22 protein-coding genes are annotated in these 16,933 nt (G+C 38.0%); 15 read left to right on the forward strand and 7 right to left on the reverse strand.

The annotated features are described in order from the left end of the window. The first annotated feature begins 127 nt into the window (after positions 1–127). The 3 genes from ABN217_RS11365 (at position 128) to ABN217_RS11375 (ending at position 2,032) form a co-directional block, all read left to right on the forward strand. A complete protein-coding gene (locus ABN217_RS11365; protein ID WP_036914671.1) occupies positions 128–295 on the forward strand; it encodes a YhfL family protein in 168 nt (55 codons plus the stop codon). A gap of 210 nt (positions 296–505) precedes the next feature. Beyond that, complete coding sequence (locus ABN217_RS11370) at positions 506–865, forward strand: tetratricopeptide repeat protein (RefSeq protein WP_197269637.1); 360 nt, start codon at positions 506–508, stop codon at positions 863–865. Between the two features lie 297 nt (positions 866–1,162). Then, positions 1,163–2,032 carry a pirin family protein gene (locus ABN217_RS11375; protein ID WP_197269638.1) on the forward strand — a complete coding sequence of 290 codons (870 nt, stop codon included), beginning with the start codon at positions 1,163–1,165 and terminating at the stop codon, positions 2,030–2,032. Between the two features lie 110 nt (positions 2,033–2,142). Here the strand turns inward: ABN217_RS11375 and rraB are convergent, their stop codons facing one another. After that, entirely contained in the window at positions 2,143–2,577 is a 435-nt protein-coding gene (rraB, locus tag ABN217_RS11380) for a ribonuclease E inhibitor RraB (RefSeq protein WP_072069545.1), read from the reverse strand. 184 nt (positions 2,578–2,761) lie between these two features. Between rraB and argF the strand changes: the two genes are divergently transcribed. The 9 genes from argF to ABN217_RS11425 all read left to right on the forward strand — a co-directional run bounded on the left by argF (position 2,762) and on the right by ABN217_RS11425 (position 9,943). Further along, on the forward strand, positions 2,762–3,766 hold the full coding sequence (gene argF, locus ABN217_RS11385) for an ornithine carbamoyltransferase (RefSeq protein ID WP_196554281.1): 1,005 nt from the start codon (positions 2,762–2,764) through the stop codon (positions 3,764–3,766). A 178-nt stretch (positions 3,767–3,944) separates the two neighbouring features. Continuing rightward, the gene (locus ABN217_RS11390; RefSeq protein WP_176694712.1) at positions 3,945–4,115 is read left to right on the forward strand and encodes a hypothetical protein; all 171 of its coding nucleotides are present in this window, start codon (positions 3,945–3,947) and stop codon (positions 4,113–4,115) included. Further along, positions 4,115–5,050 carry an aspartate carbamoyltransferase gene (gene pyrB, locus ABN217_RS11395; protein ID WP_072069547.1) on the forward strand — a complete coding sequence of 312 codons (936 nt, stop codon included), beginning with the start codon at positions 4,115–4,117 and terminating at the stop codon, positions 5,048–5,050. Before ABN217_RS11390 ends, pyrB begins: the two co-directional genes overlap by 1 nt. A 13-nt stretch (positions 5,051–5,063) precedes the next feature. Further along, positions 5,064–5,522: an aspartate carbamoyltransferase regulatory subunit gene (gene pyrI / locus ABN217_RS11400; protein WP_006535648.1), complete on the forward strand. Its 459-nt coding sequence runs from the start codon at positions 5,064–5,066 to the stop codon at positions 5,520–5,522. Between the two features lie 324 nt (positions 5,523–5,846). Further along, on the forward strand, positions 5,847–6,233 hold the full coding sequence (locus ABN217_RS11405; RefSeq protein ID WP_006535650.1) for a RidA family protein: 387 nt from the start codon (positions 5,847–5,849) through the stop codon (positions 6,231–6,233). Between the two features lie 343 nt (positions 6,234–6,576). Further along, complete coding sequence (nrdD, locus tag ABN217_RS11410) at positions 6,577–8,715, forward strand: anaerobic ribonucleoside-triphosphate reductase (protein WP_349459430.1); 2,139 nt, start codon at positions 6,577–6,579, stop codon at positions 8,713–8,715. 4 nt (positions 8,716–8,719) lie between these two features. Beyond that, complete coding sequence (nrdG, locus tag ABN217_RS11415) at positions 8,720–9,184, forward strand: anaerobic ribonucleoside-triphosphate reductase-activating protein (RefSeq protein WP_072069548.1); 465 nt, start codon at positions 8,720–8,722, stop codon at positions 9,182–9,184. Between the two features lie 26 nt (positions 9,185–9,210). Then, positions 9,211–9,420, forward strand: coding sequence for a hypothetical protein (locus ABN217_RS11420; protein WP_023583554.1), 210 nt, complete (start codon positions 9,211–9,213; stop codon positions 9,418–9,420). Positions 9,421–9,580: 160 nt separating this feature from the next. Then, entirely contained in the window at positions 9,581–9,943 is a 363-nt protein-coding gene (locus ABN217_RS11425; protein WP_082151806.1) for a hypothetical protein, read from the forward strand. A 24-nt stretch (positions 9,944–9,967) separates the two neighbouring features. Here ABN217_RS11425 and ABN217_RS11430 read toward each other — a convergent pair whose 3' ends face one another. After that, positions 9,968–10,408: a YhbP family protein gene (locus ABN217_RS11430; RefSeq protein ID WP_196554278.1), complete on the reverse strand. Its 441-nt coding sequence runs from the start codon at positions 10,406–10,408 to the stop codon at positions 9,968–9,970. Positions 10,409–10,522: 114 nt separating this feature from the next. Beyond that, positions 10,523–10,774, reverse strand: coding sequence for a YdgH/BhsA/McbA-like domain containing protein (locus tag ABN217_RS11435; protein ID WP_115351203.1), 252 nt, complete (start codon positions 10,772–10,774; stop codon positions 10,523–10,525). Between the two features lie 286 nt (positions 10,775–11,060). On the opposite strand from ABN217_RS11435, the gene ABN217_RS11440 reads away from it, so the two are divergent. Next, entirely contained in the window at positions 11,061–11,351 is a 291-nt protein-coding gene (locus tag ABN217_RS11440) for a GIY-YIG nuclease family protein (protein WP_196554277.1), read from the forward strand. 15 nt (positions 11,352–11,366) lie between these two features. On the opposite strand, the gene ABN217_RS11445 is transcribed toward ABN217_RS11440, so the two are convergent. Then, positions 11,367–11,873 (reverse strand): GNAT family N-acetyltransferase, encoded by a 507-nt coding sequence (locus ABN217_RS11445; RefSeq protein ID WP_196554276.1) that lies wholly within the window; start codon positions 11,871–11,873, stop codon positions 11,367–11,369. Next, positions 11,867–12,400, reverse strand: a complete 534-nt coding sequence (gene ubiT, locus ABN217_RS11450) for a ubiquinone anaerobic biosynthesis accessory factor UbiT (protein WP_072069553.1) — start codon at positions 12,398–12,400, stop codon at positions 11,867–11,869. The genes ABN217_RS11445 and ubiT overlap by 7 nt, the downstream gene beginning before the upstream one ends. A gap of 216 nt (positions 12,401–12,616) precedes the next feature. On the opposite strand from ubiT, the gene ubiU reads away from it, so the two are divergent. Continuing rightward, positions 12,617–13,612 (forward strand): ubiquinone anaerobic biosynthesis protein UbiU, encoded by a 996-nt coding sequence (gene ubiU, locus ABN217_RS11455; protein WP_072069554.1) that lies wholly within the window; start codon positions 12,617–12,619, stop codon positions 13,610–13,612. A 13-nt stretch (positions 13,613–13,625) separates the two neighbouring features. Beyond that, a complete protein-coding gene (locus tag ABN217_RS11460; protein ID WP_196554275.1) occupies positions 13,626–14,504 on the forward strand; it encodes a U32 family peptidase in 879 nt (292 codons plus the stop codon). Between the two features lie 121 nt (positions 14,505–14,625). Here the strand turns inward: ABN217_RS11460 and ABN217_RS11465 are convergent, their stop codons facing one another. Then, positions 14,626–15,786: an ABC transporter permease gene (locus ABN217_RS11465; RefSeq protein WP_164525868.1), complete on the reverse strand. Its 1,161-nt coding sequence runs from the start codon at positions 15,784–15,786 to the stop codon at positions 14,626–14,628. Then, on the reverse strand, positions 15,786–16,931 hold the full coding sequence (locus tag ABN217_RS11470) for an ABC transporter permease (RefSeq protein ID WP_340894807.1): 1,146 nt from the start codon (positions 16,929–16,931) through the stop codon (positions 15,786–15,788). Before ABN217_RS11470 ends, ABN217_RS11465 begins: the two co-directional genes overlap by 1 nt. Positions 16,932–16,933 lie beyond the last annotated feature (2 nt).

The raw sequence follows: 16,933 nt of genomic DNA on the forward strand, positions 1-16,933 counted from the left end.
TTTTAGCATCTTTTCTATTTTAAATTTTCTTATTTTTTAGATTGCTATTTATCGCTAATTTAATATCTTTATGCAGATAAAGTCATGTAATGGCTTTTATAACTCTAAAATTTAAAAGGAATTTTTCATGAAAAACTTTGTTAAAATTGCACTTATTGCTTCTGTAATTACCGTAATGACTGGTTGTACTGGTAGCGTGTACAATAAAGAAAAAGACTGTAACTACGACTACTTACTGCACCCAGCAGTTTCTATTTCTAAAATCATTGGCGGTTGTGGCGACACAAGCAAATAAGATTTAAGAAATAAACGTATTAATAAACTACATTCTGACTTATTGTTGCTAAGAAAGAATGTGGTTTTTATTATTTCATATTTTATATTTTCAACCATTTTTTATGGTTCGCATTCCTCACCACCATAAGAAATCAGAGCTTAGTGTTTCCATTTTAATGGAAGATAGATTAAATTAATCATTAATAAAATCTATTTTAGGTAATTTTATATGACATTAAGCTACAAGATTATTATCGTCACATTATTTTTATCTATTCCTATATTGGCCTATTCCTCCCCCCAAGTTAAATGCATTTCCGAAGAAAAAAACTTTTCCACATGTGAGATATTAGCAAAACAAGGAGACGATAAGGCATTATTAGTACTTGGACGTTTCTATGAAACGGGTACTGGAATTGAGAAAAATGTAGAGAAAGCAGAACAAATCTATCAACTCTTAGCAGATAAAAATGATGCTGATGGATTTAATCAACTGGCAATGCTTAAAGAAGATCAGGGTAAAAAACAAGAAGCTATCAAAGATAGGAAGGATCTAATTACAATGAATTTGCTAGATTTACTGTACTAATATGGTTTTGGTAAAAAATGTGATATCAGCCAAGCGATAAAAATATACTAAAATGCGGTAAATAAAGATGTATAAATATTTAGCCTTTCGTAGTCACCAAATTACACATTCAATCAATATGCCTATTTATTTTTAGAAGTTTGTTCATTTTTTTTGAACACCATCAACAAATTCCCCCTATTTTGTTCATCATGAGAACACTTTATGATCAGCTTCATTAAGAAATCGCAATAATCTGTATTACCTCCTTCTGTGTCTTGGTTATTGCGGTTTCTTTCCTTAACTCGGAGAACAATCATGACTATCAGACAGATTAATCATATTTATTCGGCGCCAAATTCACACTGGGTAGGTAATGGCTTTCCAGTCAGCACCTTATTTTCCTATCAGGAAAATGGTGAGAAACATAGCCCGTTTCTGCTGATGGATTATGCCGAGCCAACACTGTTTAAACCTGTTACCAATGCCCGTGGTGTAGGAGCACATCCTCATCGTGGATTTGAAACCGTAACAATCGCCTATCAAGGTGAGGTTTCTCATCATGACTCTAAAGGCCATGCAGGAACTATTACCGCAGGTGATGTGCAATGGATGACAGCCGCTTCTGGCATTTTGCATAAAGAGTATCACTCTGAAAAGATGACTAAAGAAGGTGGTGTACTGGAGATGGTGCAACTTTGGGTGAATCTGCCGACAGCGTACAAAATGACACAGCCTCGTTATCAGGCGCTGAAAGCAGAGGATATCCCTCATGTTGGATTACCTAATGATCAAGGCTATGTCCGAGTGATCGCAGGTAATTATGCTAATACCCAAGGTATCGCAATGACCTACTCACCACTTAATGTGTGGGATCTGCGCTTAAATCGTGCTGGTGTTTCACACTACAGTATTCCTGAAGGTCATAATGCAATGCTGTTTGTGGTGAAAGGTGCTGTACATATCAATGACAGTGAAATTGCCCGTCAACATGACATGGTAGTATTAGATAATTATGGCGATACACTGACATTAGAATCAATGGGTGACACCATTGTTTTAATTCTCACTGGTGAGCCAATTAATGAACCAATTGCAGGACAAGGGCCTTTTGTAATGAACACTCAAGAAGAGTTACAACAAGCTTTTGATGATTATGACAATGGCAAATTTGGTGTGATGGATTAATGGCTCTCCCCTTAAAACCAATAACACCAGTCACAAAGCAGTAATTTTGTGGCTGGTGTTATTATTTTGCACTGATAAATCAGGTACAAAGGGACAACATTTAGCAAAAATTAATGTAAACGTGATGACTTATCAGACTCTCCATCTTCGCCGTCTTCGTCTTCACCGTCTTCATCATCATACTCAGCGTCAGGATCTTCAAAGTAAGTTCCCCAACCATCGTAATAAACACCCATTTTTTCAGCTAAATTCATTAACTGTTCAACTTGAGCATCAATAAGCTCAGCATTTAAACCGCTTTCACTCACAGCATCAAAGCAAACTAAAATTTCACCTGATTCTACTTCAATTTCTTCAGGTTCAGTCACTTCATAACCTAATTTAAATACTTCAACTGCCGCTTTTTCTAGTGTTTCGAAGTTTTCACAAGAGATGTGGTGTTCGATAGCATACAGCGCATCAGGATCACTACCATCTTCAAGTAATTCTTCAATAATAAGACGTGTTTCTTCACGTTGTTCTGCTAATTCTTTGCTGTCCGCCATAATCATGCTCCGCAATAGTCTGAAAAGGTATCTTGTTCATTCTCCCACAGGGCGAATCAACACTCCATACCTAATATGATGTGCTTATCGCAGACTGTCTAAATTAAAAGTTTTTCTCTAGGGGTTGATGATGAATATTTATTGATATAAATTGAATATAAATTCAATGACAGGATATCACTCTATGAACCCTTTTTATCAAAAATCATTCTTACGTTTACTGGATTTTTCACCCGCTGAAATTCAACAACTACTTACATTGTCAGCACAATTAAAAAAAGCCAAAAAATCAGGTAAAGAAACTCAATATCTTGCAGGAAAAAATATTGCGCTTATTTTTGAAAAAGACTCAACACGTACTCGTTGTGCCTTTGAAGTTGCGGCTTTTGATCAAGGCGCCAGAGTGACTTATTTGGGGGGCGGAAGCCAAATTGGGCATAAAGAATCCATCAAAGATACCGCTCGAGTATTAGGCCGTATGTATGATGGTATTCAGTATCGGGGTTATGGGCAAAAAACGGTAGATGCCCTTGCACAATATTCAGGTGTACCTGTTTGGAATGGTTTAACCAATGAATTTCACCCAACCCAGCTGTTAGCAGACTTACTGACTATCACAGAACATCAAACCAAGCCATTATCAAAAACCGTATTTGCTTACCTTGGTGACGCTCGTAATAACATGGGAAATACTATGCTGGAAGCAGCAGCGTTAACAGGTATAGATTTACGTTTAGTTGCACCTAAAGCATGTTGGCCTGATGCAAGCTTAGTGGCTCAATGCCAAGATGTTGCCAACAAAAATGGTGGAAAAATCACACTTACTGAAAATGTGGCTGAAGGTGTTAAAAATGCTGATTTTCTTTACACCGATGTATGGGTCTCTATGGGTGAACCAAAAGAAGTTTGGAAAGAGCGTATTGCGTTACTGAAGCCTTACCAGGTCAATATGAATGTTGTTAAATTAACAGGAAACCCAGAAGTCAAATTCCTTCACTGTTTACCGGCTTTTCATGATGAAGAAACCACAATGGGTAAAGCATTAGCGGAAGAGTTTAACCTATATGGCGGTTTTGAAGTCACTGATGAAGTATTCGAATCAAAACACAGTATTGTGTTTGATGAAGCAGAGAACCGTCTTCACACCATAAAAGCCGTGATGGTAGCGACCCTTGCCAATCCGTTCTGAAATACATAATCATGCAAAACACCTATTTTTTCTCGATTAAAAAATAGGTGTTTTCTTCGTTTTATCTCAAGCTTATTGATTTTTAAATCAAAAAAAAAATTTTAGAAAAAAATAAAAGCAAACGCTTGCGTGCAAAGCTAAGATGCGTATAATGCGCCACAATTTGTCAGGAGGAAAGATGAAACAGCGCCTATTCCAATTTTTCACAAAAACACGCACCTTAATGGGTCGCAAGCGCATTCACTTTTTTCCAATAGCCCAATTTTTTGAAACCCCTCTTATTGAGGGGTTTTTTTTGGCCTATAAGAAACCACTCATCGCACAATTCATCGCTAAAGGAGAACTCTAATGACTAATCCGCTCTACCAAAAGCATATTATCTCCATCAATGATCTGGACAGGGAAGATTTGGAAGCAGTTCTTCGCGTTGCTGATAAATTAAAACAGCAGCCTAATAACGAATTGTTAAAAGATAAAGTGATAGCAAGTTGCTTTTTTGAAGCATCAACACGAACTCGTTTATCATTTGAAACAGCGATCCACCGCCTTGGCGCATCTGTTGTCGGCTTTTCTGATGGAAGCAACACATCATTGGGAAAAAAAGGTGAAACATTAGCGGATACCATTTCTGTTCTACGCACTTATGCCGATGCCATTGTGATTCGCCATCCTCAAGAAGGTGCAGCACGTTTAGCCTCTGAGTTTGCTGGTGATATTCCTGTTCTAAATGCAGGTGATGGTGCAAATCAACATCCAACACAGACTTTACTGGATTTGTTTACCATTCAAGAAACACAAGGCCGTTTAGATAATCTCAATATCGCAATGGTTGGTGACTTAAAATATGGTCGAACTGTGCATTCACTGGCACAAGCATTAGCGAAATTTAAAGGTAATCATCTCTATTTTATCGCCCCTAAAGTACTCGCGATGCCAGAGCATATTCTTCACTTGCTGGAAGAAAATGGTGTTGAATATAGCCAGCATGAAACAGTAGATGAAGTCATGCCAGAGCTGGATATTCTCTATATGACACGTGTACAAAAAGAACGTTTAGATCCTTCTGAATATGCAAATGTTAAAGCTCAGTTTATTTTAACTAGCGCTGATTTAGTGAATGTGAAAGATAATCTCAAGATTTTACACCCACTGCCGCGTATTGATGAAATCACAACGGATGTAGATAAAACACCTTATGCTTACTATTTCCAACAAGCTGGAAATGGTATCTACGCACGTCAGGCATTACTTGCCTTAGTTCTGAATAAAAACTTAGTTCTTTAATAAGGAGCACACCATGACACATGATCACAAACTAAAAGTTGAAGCTATCAAACGTGGGACTGTTATTGATCATATTCCAGCGCAGGTGGGCTTTAAAATTCTTTCACTGTTCCGTTTAACTGAAACTGATGAAAGAATAACCGTAGGTTTTAATTTACCTTCAGAAAATTTAGGTAAAAAAGACCTCATTAAAATCGAAAATGTCTTTTTAACCTCAGAACAAGCAAACCGTTTAGCAATGTATGCGCCACAAGCCACTGTCAATATTATCGATGATTACCAAGTGGTTAATAAGATGGCGTTAAGCTTACCTGAATTACTTGAAGATGTGGTGCCTTGTCCTAATAGCAACTGTATTAGTCATAACGAGCCAGTACAAAGTAGTTTCCGAGTCAAAAAACTGGCCTCAGATGTGGTATTAACCTGTAAATACTGTGAAAAAGAGTTCGAACGCCACGCGGTTATTCGTTAATTATCTTCACTATCTGCTCGCAAGGGCAGATAGTTTTTTATAAAAAGAGAATAATTACCTATTAAAAGCTTCAAGGCTATTTATATTAAAAATGAAAATAGCCTATCCTTTCTTTTTTATAAAAAAATTTACTATAACTTCGCCACTTTTATGGGCTAAAAATAGCGTCAAACCGCACTACTACTCTTCATTTATTTTCTTTTTATACTTACAGACTTTATGATAAAGCCTGACATCTGTCATATTGCTAACTTACAGCGCTGGCTATAATAGCGCCGTGCTAATCAAGCGTTAGTCTTAATCTTATAAAAACAGGAGTTCTACATGTCTTACGAAATTAATACCGATAAAGCCCCTGCAGCAATTGGCCCTTATGTACAAGGCGTTGATTTAGGTAATTTAGTGATCACTTCAGGTCAATTACCTGTTGATCCAGCTACAGGTGAATTTGTTTCTGATAATGCTGCAGAACAAGCTCGTCAGTCTTTAGAAAATGTAAAAGCAATTATTGAAAAAGCGGGTTTAACTGTTGCTAATATCATCAAAACTACTGTTTTCGTAAAAGATTTAAATGATTTTGGTACCATTAATGCCGCTTATGAAGCTTTCTTTAAAGAGCATAATGCAGCATTCCCAGCTCGTTCTTGTGTTGAAGTTGCTCGTTTACCAAAAGATGCAAAAGTAGAAATCGAAGTTATCGCTATCCGTTAATTTCATTTCAAGAATCGATCATAAAAAAGCAAAGGTCTCTTTATGAGCACTTTGCTTTTTTTATGTTCTCATTTTTTCATGATTAATTTATCGTTTCTGTTTTGGCGTATATTTACAATTCAGCTAACCCCTCTTGATGCCTGATGTAGCAAAAATACCTTGATTTAGATCAGTTTTAATGAAGATTATTTCCCTTTCAATTACTATATATTGTGTTTTAATACATCTCGATATACAACATATAGTAATTATACACATCTTATCCACAATAAGCCTGAATGCTGTGCCATCACCTGTTTTTATGGGATTTGAGCCTGTGGATAAATAGTTAAGGAGCAAGATTGTGAAAACCATAGTGATAAAACGAGACGGATGTAAAGTCTCTTTTGACCAAACCCGCATCAGCGATGCTATCAAAAGAGCCGCCGTAGCTTGTGAGATCACTGATGATGATTATTGCGATTCTGTCGCGCAATCCGTTTCACAATCTCTCGCAGGACGTTCGAATGTCGATATCCGTGAGATCCAAGACGCCGTAGAAAATCAGCTGATGGCTGGCGAGCATAAAGATGTCGCCAGAGCCTACATTGAATACCGTCATGACCGGGATGTTGCCCGTGAGCAACGCGGAAGATTAACTCAGGAAATTCGAGGTCTTATCGAACAAAGCGATGTCTCTATTCTTCATGAGAATGCGAATAAAGACAGTAAAGTTATCCCTACCCAACGTGATTTACTTGCGGGTATTGTGGCTAAACATTACGCAAAATTGCATATCCTGCCAAGAGATGTGGTACTCGCTCATGAGCGAGGTGAAATTCATTATCATGATCTCGATTATTCACCGTTTTTCCCTATGTTTAACTGTATGCTAATTGACCTTAAAGGCATGTTAAACAATGGCTTTAAAATGGGGAATGCAGAAATAGAGCCTCCTAAATCTATTTCAACAGCAACCGCAGTAACAGCACAAATTATTGCACAAGTGGCGAGCCATATTTATGGTGGTACAACGATAAATCGTATCGATGAAGTATTAGCGCCATTTGTAAAATCAAGTTATGACAAACACTATAAAGTAGCGCAAGAGTGGCAAATTGCTGATAAAGAAGCCTATGCCAATGCGCGCACTGAAAAAGAATGTTATGACGCATTCCAATCTTTAGAGTATGAAGTTAATACACTACATACCGCTAATGGACAAACGCCATTTGTCACTTTCGGCTTTGGTCTTGGTACGTCAAAAGAAGCACGTCTAATTCAACGTTCTATCCTTGAAAACCGTATGGCTGGTTTAGGCAAAAACCGCAAAACAGCTGTTTTCCCTAAACTTGTTTTTGCCATCAAAGATGGCTTAAACCATAAGTTCGGTGATCCTAATTACGATATCAAACAACTTGCGCTTGAATGTGCAAGTAAACGAATGTATCCGGATATCTTAAATTACGATCAAGTGGTTAAAGTAACGGGATCATTTAAAACTCCAATGGGTTGCCGTAGCTTCTTAGGTGTTTACGAAGAAAATGGTGAAATGATCCACGAAGGCCGTAATAACCTAGGTGTTATCAGTCTGAACTTACCGCGTATTGCCATTGAAGCCCAGGGTGACGAAGCCGCATTCTGGTCACTACTTGATGACCGTCTTGAATTAGCTAAAAAAGCGCTAATGACACGTATTGCACGTTTAGAAAATGTTAAAGCACGTGTTGCCCCAATTCTTTATATGGAAGGTGCATGTGGCGTGCGCTTAAAAGCAGACGATAACGTGTCTGAAATCTTTAAAAATGGCAGAGCGTCAATTTCATTAGGTTATATCGGTGTTCATGAAACCATCAATGCACTGTTTGGTACTGAAAAACACGTTTTTGATGATGAAACCTTAAGAAAAAAAGCGGTGGCGATTATTAATCGCCTACGTGAAGCAACAGACCAATGGAAAGCAGAGACTGGCTATGGCTTCAGTCTTTACAGCACACCGAGTGAGAACTTATGTGATCGTTTCTGTCGTTTAGATGCGGCTGAATTCGGCATTCTACCGGGTGTAACGGATAAAGGTTATTACACCAATAGCTTCCACTTAGATGTTGAGAAAAAAGTAAATCCATACGACAAACTGGATTTTGAAGCACCTTATCCTCCATTAGCCAATGGCGGTTTTATTTGCTATGGCGAATATCCAAACTTACAACATAACCTTAAAGCATTAGAAGACGTGTGGGATTACAGCTATACCCGTGTTCCTTACTACGGCACAAACACCCCAATTGATGAATGTTATGACTGTGGCTATACCGGTGAATTCTCTTGTACTAGCAAAGGCTTCACTTGCCCGCGTTGTGGTAATCACAACCCCGCGAGAGTCTCTGTTATTCGCCGTGTCTGTGGATATTTAGGTAGTCCAGATTCACGCCCATTTAATGCAGGTAAGCAAGAAGAAGTTAAACGCCGTGTAAAACATCTGGCAAATGGTCAGTTAGGTTAAGATTGTGAATTACCATCAATATTACCCTGTTGATGTTGTGAATGGTGAAGGTACACGTTGCACCCTGTTTGTTGCAGGGTGCATACACCAATGCCGAGGCTGTTATAACAAATCAACGTGGTCATTAACGTCAGGTAAGCCGTTTACCCAAGAGATGGAAGATCAGATCATTGCTGATCTACAAGACAATCGTATTAAACGCCAAGGATTATCACTTTCAGGTGGCGATCCTCTACACCCTCAAAATCTTTCTGCTATATTAAAATTGGTAAAACGCGTTAAAACGGAATGCCCTGAGAAAGATATTTGGGTTTGGACTGGCTACTTACTGGCTGACTTAACCCCAGAGCAGCAAGAAGTCGTTAACTATATTAACGTACTGATTGATGGGAAGTTCGTGCAAGAACTTTATGATCCCGCATTACTGTGGCGTGGTAGTAGTAATCAGGTGATCCATAAATTGAAATAATACACATTGAATTAACTGGAGGATGTATGCCTTTAAGTGATAATAAATATGTAAGCTTTTCTGAAGATCATGAGCTGAACTACCATTTAAAAAAATGGGGTAAAAAGCAGTCTAAAGCGAATCGAGAACAACTCGTGAAGCTAGGTACCGAATTGAAAAAGAAACTCGGTGCTAAACATCTCCAGCATACTGAAATAGATGCTGAGATAGAAAAAAATCTTTCATCATTTGAGTAACGCCTAAAAGCCCATTTCATAATGGGCTTTTTTCTTTCATCATTATCATTTAATCACCTCCGTTATCAAATGCGAATCATTTTCAAAAAAGATAGTCAGAGTGATTAGTTTTGTTTTATTATTAACACTCTTAACTATTCTTTTTATGATGATATTTGATATGAAATTAGCACTCTTCCCTTTATTTTCAATAGTTTTACTTTCTGGTTGTAGCAGTACTTGGGAACCTAAAGGTGCATCAGATTACACATTACAAGAAGCTAAAATGCTTTGTGAACTTGATGCAAATACTCGCTACCCTATTCGTAAAGAAGTACTACAACGTACTGTTTATCGCGATGTACAAAAAACATGTCGTAAAGATGATAAAGATCACTGTGGGGATAAAAAAACCTACACTGAACGTGTACCAATGACAGAAAGCTATGTTGAAGACATTAATCAAGAAGACAGAAAAACCTTCTACACCTCTTGTATGTCTTTAAAAGGGTGGGAACAAAAAAGTCATTATTTTTGGGAATAATAAGAAGTTAAGAACATAAGAGGCTTAATGACGTTGCCAATACAGCTTAGTCCCAAAACCTAACTGATTATTGACCATCTTAATTTCTTGTAATTGTAATTCCCATAAAGGCACATGGATGGCGGCTAATGCGACAGGAAAACGTAAACAATAATGTTTTCTTGCGTTGATGTCGTCCTTACCTGCCAGTAAAGCAACAGAACCTGTGAATTGAATACCTTGCAGATCGGATACTGCAATTTCTTGTGTGCTAATACTCCCTGCAACTAATAAATTTTCCTGCATCATTTGAGCATGACGAGTTTTCTTTTCAGAAAGGAAAACGAGCCTCATCTGACATTCATCAAACCAATAAAAACAATTAGCACACCAAATATCACTCAATGAACATGTTGTACATAAGGTGAACACATAGTTATTGTGTATATATTGTTTAATTAATTTGATCGAGTCTAGAGAAGTCATTATATACCTGCATAGAAACAAAAAGAGACGCTGTTTAGATGATAATTATATCATCAAAACGAGCGTCTTACCGCGTGTCTCTTATTACAGATTATTTATCGAAAATAGTTAAAATTAACGATAAATTTCAGCATTAACAGTGAGGTAATCTTCACCAGTTGCGCCAACAACTTTAAAGCCTTTTGCTCCTTCATCTTTTGCGATTTGAGCAATTTTGGTGGTTAAGCCATCTAAAGTATCACTACCTGTGATTGTGATATACTCACCATTGACAGAAGGACTTTTTGATACGCTATCAGCAGCCATTGAACCAAATGAAATAGCACTTAAAGCGAATGTTGCAGCGATTAATGTAGATTTTTTCATAATAAACTCCAATTTAATTCTAATTTTGTCAGATATCGCGGAGTGTGTCTCTGTGATGTGGATCATATTATGCGCTTTAATTTAACTTTAAAATTAGCAATAATTGCTGTTCATTTTCAAAAAAATTGAATGTTATTTTTTAAATTATAAATTTTATTGTCACAAAAATTTCACAACATATTGATATATTTAATAGATTTATTTTTGACATGGTTTAAATTACTCACTTCAAAAACTAAGAAATATTATTTATCAAAAGAAAAAGTAGCACGAAAAGGAAAAAATGATGGCTGACACAATGTGGTCACTCTATATTGTTAGAAATCGTCTTGGCTATCTTTATACCGGGATCACAACAAATGTTGAGCGCCGTTTTCAACAGCATCAGGATGGAACTGGCGCGAAAGCATTAAAAGGAAAAGGACCTTTATTATTAGAATTTTATTGTCAGGTTGGCGATAGGCAACGAGCCTCTCAGCTTGAATACCAATTAAAGCAGTTAAAAAAATGGCAAAAAGAAAAGCTGATCACAGACCAGCCTTCAGACATTGCACTGTATTTAATACAGGATAAATAAAATGAGTTAAGCGGATCAGCTAAACTGGTCAAATAAAGGTGAGTAGTTGACTAAACCGTGGATCTCTTCAACATTGCCATTATCTAACGCATAAAGCTGAAATGCCTCTTCTGTATCAGGCCATTTACAATGTAAGCCTTGAGATTTAGCAGGAATAAAACCCGATACTTGATAGTATTTAGGATCTCCCAACACTACGACTGCGCCATACCCAAATTCATTTAGGCTATCTAACCCTTCATTAATCAGTTGGCGTCCAATACCTTGGTTTTGGAACTCTGGTGCAACAGCAAGTGGCGCAAGACCAACCCACTGACAATCTATTCCATCAACATCAACTGGTGTAAAACCGATATAGCCAACTAATTGGCCTTCATCGCTAATAGCCACCATGCCTAATGTTAATAGACCTTCTTCACGTAAATGCCCGACTAAATCAGCTTCAGGGCTTGTCGGAAACACTTGGCGCAAAAGGCTATCAATAGCAGGAATATCAACAGGAATTTCAACACGTATTAGCATGAAGTTGAGCTCAGTTCATGGCTGTGCATTTTGTCTTCAGTTTCTTCTTGAAGTCCACTTTTTACAAATTCAGCCAGTTGTAATAAACCAAAACGCAACACAGATGGCATTGAGTCTAATTCAATTGCATCCATCAGGTTCTTAACATATAACCCGAGTTCTGTATCACCCTCAATTTGTAGACGGCGTTGGAAAAATAAGGTGTCAGGATCTTCTTTGCGAGCTGCAATTAAAATAAGATCATTAGCATTACCACTAAAGCTGACATCTTCTTTTTCTAAGCGACTAACCACTAATTTATCATCACGAACACTGATAAACCACTGTAAATGTAAGTCTCTTATCTCTACTTTTAGCCATTTATCTTCTAAAAAGTGTAAATCACCTTCTGCAAGAGATTCACGAAACTGCCAACTTAAAAACTGTTCTAAAATATCGCGTTGCAAAGCAAATGGGGTAACTTGTAAAGGGTAACGTAAAAAACGAGGCCCCTCTTTTACCAAATGGGTACGAATTTTGTTAAACACGTTCGGACTCCTATAAATAAATTTAGGGGCTATTGTGCCAGAAATGAACAGATATTCTGCGATCCTATATCAATATTCTGTTAATCCATTGTTCGCTTTTTGAGTTCTTTGATTTTACTTAAGTAAAAAACAAACTTCTCTGCCTTAAATCAAAACCTTTTTTTATCTTACTCATTACAATTTCCGATCATTCTTAATTTCTAAAGGGAAGTGAAGATGGAATTGCTGTGCCCTGCGGGTAATTTACCTGCCTTAAAAGCAGCCATAGATAATGGTGCGGACGCCGTTTATATCGGCTTAAAAGATGATACTAATGCAAGACATTTTGCAGGTTTGAATTTCACAGAAAAGAAGCTACAAGAAGCAGTTAATTATGTTCATCGCCACCAGCGAAAACTACATATTGCAATAAACACCTTTGCTCACCCTAATGGATTTGAACGCTGGCAAAAGGCCGTTGATATGGCGGCATCTTTGGGTGCTGATGCGCTTATTTTGGCAGATATTGCGATGCTAGAATATGCGGCTGAGCGTTATCCTCATATTGAACGCCATGTTTCTGTACAAGCCTCAGCAACCAATACACAGGCAATTGAGTTTTATCAACGCAATTTTGATGTTGCTCGTATTGTTCTTCCTCGTGTTCTATCTATTCATCAAGTGAAACAATTAGCACAAACTAGCCCAGTACCTTTAGAAGTTTTTGCCTTCGGAAGCTTGTGTATTATGGCTGAGGGCCGATGCTATCTTTCTTCCTACTTAACCGGTGAATCACCCAATACGGTAGGTGCTTGCTCTCCTGCGCGTTTTGTACGCTGGCAACAGACACCACAAGGAATGGAATCTCGCCTTAATGATGTTCTGATAGATCGCTATGCGCCTGATGAAAATGCAGGCTACCCAACACTGTGCAAGGGACGCTATTTTGTTGATGACCATTGTTATCATGCATTAGAAGAGCCAACTAGCCTAAATACCCTTTCCCTATTACCTGAATTAATGGCAATGAATATTGCCTCTGTCAAAATTGAAGGTCGCCAGCGTAGCCCCGCTTATGTCACAGAAGTCGCAAGAGTTTGGAGAACGGCAATTGATCAATGTAAGAAAGATCCCCAAAGCTTTAACACTGATCCTCGTTGGATGAATGCCTTAGGAAAAATTTCAGAAGGAACACAAACAACATTGGGTGCTTATCACCGTAAATGGCAATAATAAGGATAAGAAAATGAAATATGCATTAGGCTCTGTACTTTATTATTGGCAAAAATCTACACTCGAAGCGTTCTATGAAAAAGCAAAACAATGTGATGCTGATATTATCTATTTAGGCGAAACAGTTTGCAGTAAACGCCGAGAAACTAAACCTCAAGATTGGATTAATCTCGCCAAAGAAGTCGCTAAAAGTGGCAAACAAGTGGTTCTTTCTACCTTAGCGTTATTACAAGCGCCTTCTGAATTGAAAGAAATTACTAAGCTGGTTGATAACGGCGAGTTTTTAATTGAAGCCCATGATTTTGGCGTCATCAATATGCTTTATGAGCGCAATCTTCCTTTTGTTGCGGGTCACGGATTAAATTGCTACAACGCTTATGCGCTACGTTTATTGTATAAACAAGGCATGATACGTTGGTGTATGCCTGTAGAACTTTCTCGTGAATGGCTAAGTAACCTTCTAAACCAATGTGAAACATTGGATATTAGGAATAAATTTGAAGTCGAAGTCTTGGCTTATGGACATCTTCCTTTAGCTTATTCAGCACGTTGTTTTACTGCTCGTTCTGAAAATCGCTCTAAAGATGATTGTGAAACTTGTTGCCAAAAATACCCACAAGGCCGTGAAGTATTATCACAAGAAAATCAGCAAGTTTTTGTATTAAATGGTATTCAGACACAAAGCGGTTATTGTTACAACTTGGGTAACGATCAAACATCAATGGCAGATTTAGTGGATATTATCCGGCTTTCACCTGAATCTGACGCTATTTTTGATACCTTGCAACAATTTCGCCAAAATGCAGAAGGCCAACATCCTCTTACAACTATCCATCACCATGACTGTAATGGTTATTGGCGTAAACTAGCTGGATTGGAGTTGGTAGAATAAGTCTTTTATCCACTCTGTTTCATCTATAATAGAGTGGATTTGTCATGTTCTAAGCCAACTACTCTTAGCGTTAGCTGGCGCCTCATTTAAATAAATCTTGAGATATTTCTTGAATTAAAACCTATTTAGATCCACGGTGATGTAACCAATGTTTAAATTGGTGTGTAATATGTCTTAACTCACCATTACGTAGCATACCCACCAGCACACCTAATACCGTATAAATCACACCTAAAACAAGCATCATCACGATATCACCCAATATACTTTGGAATGACAGCCCCATTTGGTTAATCCCTGCCATCGCGTTTACAGCCCATGTAGACGGTAATGCAGATGAAATGGCAAACACCCAATCTGGCATAGCTTGTAGTGGCCATATCGTGCCAGAAATATAAAACACAGGTGTTGTTACAAATGCCAATGTCAGATAAATCATCTCAACACTGCGTAAGCATTCTGTAATTAATTTACCTAACCCTAAGACCGCTAATAAGAATGGAAATGTCAGCATCCAGACTTGATAAAGTGGAGCCTCTTGGCGATAACCCAATACCCAAGGCCATAATGCAAAGAATACAGCCGACAAAAATAACCAAATAGGAATAAGTGCAGATAATGCCCCTAAATAAACCGCTAGTGGTGGTTTTCCTTTCGGCGTACTTCTTACTGCAATACTGACTCGTACACAGGCAATTAAAAGGGAGTGTTGCAATAACATAACTAATAGACCAGGAAAAATAATCGCAGCAAAACTAACACCAGGGTTATACATTGCGATCGTTTCACCTTGGATAGGTTTTAGCAAAATCGTTGATTGTTCAATGCTAAAACCAGCATTTCTCAAAATACGTCCATTATAAGCATCTAATAACTGCTGATAAGCCAACATCAATTCTTGCTGAATTTGCCCACTGGCAAGTCGGTTTGTAGCATCACCAAACACAGGAACAGTGACATCTTTACCATTAAGAAGTTTCTTTTCAAAATTCGTTGGCACAATAATGATGGCAAATAGCTCGCGCATGATCATATCGTGGCGAGCTTCATCTAAACTATCGTAATTCTTGATACTGAGCTTTGGTGTTGCATTTAATGAGCGAATAAGAGAGTAGCTCGCAGGGCTGTGATCTTGATTAATGACCGCAACGGGTAGATCCCATAACACGGGTTTAGCATAAACCAAACTCATAACGCAAAGTGACACAATCAATAGCATCCACATCGGTTTTTCTAACATACCGAGTAATACACGCTTAAAGGTTTGGAAATACATTTGCATCATGCAACACCTACCTGTAATTCTAATCGTTTAAAAATACGTTTACGAATTAAGAAGGCGATAGCAAAAGGATAAATCAGCAAGAGCGAACAAACATACAAAATACCTTGTAGTGATACTTCTCTTAAGAAGATATCAAACATCGCATTTAAAGCATGTGTTAAAGGCTCTAGATTAGAGATAATTTGTGCAGGCAATATCATGGAAAGTTCTGGTACCGCCATACCTGAAAAAGCTAAGGCAATACTCACTAACATACCTATCATACTGTATGCAGTGATCGCACTATTGGTAAACGCAAAAAGCAGTAACCCCACACTTTGTGCCGCGATAATATAAAAGAACCCAACAAGTACCATATAGAGTGGATTGCCATTTACTTTGGCACCTGAAAAATGCACCAATGCTGCAAGCTCTATAATTAATAATGTTAAGAAAAATAACGTATAAGGAGAAAGTTTACCAATCAATGCAAACGTAAAAGGCTTAATATTCAACAGCATATTTCCTCGTGACAACGAATAAATCGTGCAGGTCACGACAAATAACTGAAGCATATGGATCGTAGCGGCAAATTGCTGATAATAGATATAACTACCGCTGGCATTAAATAAGCTGTCATAAGAGAGCGTGACTTTTGCCAATGGCGGTACAGGCTTATTCATTTCTTGTGCTAAAACAGTGCGATACTGTGCATTAAGTTCTGCAATAAGGCCACTAAAATCCTGTATCGCGTAACTCCCCGCGGCATAATACAACCCATTGTAATACATCCGTGTGGTGGGTTGCTTTCCTGCTAATACATCACTTTCAAAATGGCGAGGAATGGTCAATATAGCGTAATCTTTTGCACTACCTAACCGCTCCATTGCTGTACGAGGGTTGCCATCTAGTGTATTTAATTGCGCATGGGAGCCAGCATTTAAGTCTCTGATCAGTGTTCTCGATAATGGGCTATTATCGTTATTGATCACTGAAACGGGCAAATTCAGCAATGTACCTTCAGAAAAGTTAGCACTAATTAACGTGAATAACATCAATGGAAACAGCCAGCTCAGCCAGTGAAAAACGGGGCTACGAACTGCCATATGAGTTTCTCGTGAAAATGCGCTACTAAAGCCACGCCAAGCTGCTTTTACTCTCATTA

It is taken from the genome of Proteus sp. fly-1067, from assembly GCF_040139345.1.
Classification (GTDB): Bacteria; Pseudomonadota; Gammaproteobacteria; order Enterobacterales; family Enterobacteriaceae; genus Proteus; species Proteus vulgaris_B.

What these genes read in the sequence shown, in the direction of transcription:
- ABN217_RS11470 (WP_340894807.1), bottom strand. Translation starts at nt 16,931, where the DNA reads ATGAGAGTAAAAGCAGCTTGGCGTGGCTTTAGTAGCGCATTTTCACGA.
- ABN217_RS11430 (WP_196554278.1), bottom strand. Translation starts at nt 10,408, where the DNA reads ATGACTTCTCTAGACTCGATCAAATTAATTAAACAATATATACACAAT.
- ABN217_RS11435 (WP_115351203.1), bottom strand. Translation starts at nt 10,774, where the DNA reads ATGAAAAAATCTACATTAATCGCTGCAACATTCGCTTTAAGTGCTATT.
- ABN217_RS11445 (WP_196554276.1), bottom strand. Translation starts at nt 11,873, where the DNA reads ATGCTAATACGTGTTGAAATTCCTGTTGATATTCCTGCTATTGATAGC.
- pyrB (WP_072069547.1), top strand. Translation starts at nt 4,115, where the DNA reads ATGACTAATCCGCTCTACCAAAAGCATATTATCTCCATCAATGATCTG.
- argF (WP_196554281.1), top strand. Translation starts at nt 2,762, where the DNA reads ATGAACCCTTTTTATCAAAAATCATTCTTACGTTTACTGGATTTTTCA.
- ABN217_RS11440 (WP_196554277.1), top strand. Translation starts at nt 11,061, where the DNA reads ATGGCTGACACAATGTGGTCACTCTATATTGTTAGAAATCGTCTTGGC.
- ubiU (WP_072069554.1), top strand. Translation starts at nt 12,617, where the DNA reads ATGGAATTGCTGTGCCCTGCGGGTAATTTACCTGCCTTAAAAGCAGCC.
- rraB (WP_072069545.1), bottom strand. Translation starts at nt 2,577, where the DNA reads ATGGCGGACAGCAAAGAATTAGCAGAACAACGTGAAGAAACACGTCTT.
- ABN217_RS11465 (WP_164525868.1), bottom strand. Translation starts at nt 15,786, where the DNA reads ATGCAAATGTATTTCCAAACCTTTAAGCGTGTATTACTCGGTATGTTA.
- ABN217_RS11365 (WP_036914671.1), top strand. Translation starts at nt 128, where the DNA reads ATGAAAAACTTTGTTAAAATTGCACTTATTGCTTCTGTAATTACCGTA.
- ABN217_RS11460 (WP_196554275.1), top strand. Translation starts at nt 13,626, where the DNA reads ATGAAATATGCATTAGGCTCTGTACTTTATTATTGGCAAAAATCTACA.
- ABN217_RS11420 (WP_023583554.1), top strand. Translation starts at nt 9,211, where the DNA reads ATGCCTTTAAGTGATAATAAATATGTAAGCTTTTCTGAAGATCATGAG.
- ABN217_RS11405 (WP_006535650.1), top strand. Translation starts at nt 5,847, where the DNA reads ATGTCTTACGAAATTAATACCGATAAAGCCCCTGCAGCAATTGGCCCT.
- ABN217_RS11390 (WP_176694712.1), top strand. Translation starts at nt 3,945, where the DNA reads ATGAAACAGCGCCTATTCCAATTTTTCACAAAAACACGCACCTTAATG.
- ABN217_RS11370 (WP_197269637.1), top strand. Translation starts at nt 506, where the DNA reads ATGACATTAAGCTACAAGATTATTATCGTCACATTATTTTTATCTATT.
- ABN217_RS11375 (WP_197269638.1), top strand. Translation starts at nt 1,163, where the DNA reads ATGACTATCAGACAGATTAATCATATTTATTCGGCGCCAAATTCACAC.
- pyrI (WP_006535648.1), top strand. Translation starts at nt 5,064, where the DNA reads ATGACACATGATCACAAACTAAAAGTTGAAGCTATCAAACGTGGGACT.
- ABN217_RS11425 (WP_082151806.1), top strand. Translation starts at nt 9,581, where the DNA reads ATGAAATTAGCACTCTTCCCTTTATTTTCAATAGTTTTACTTTCTGGT.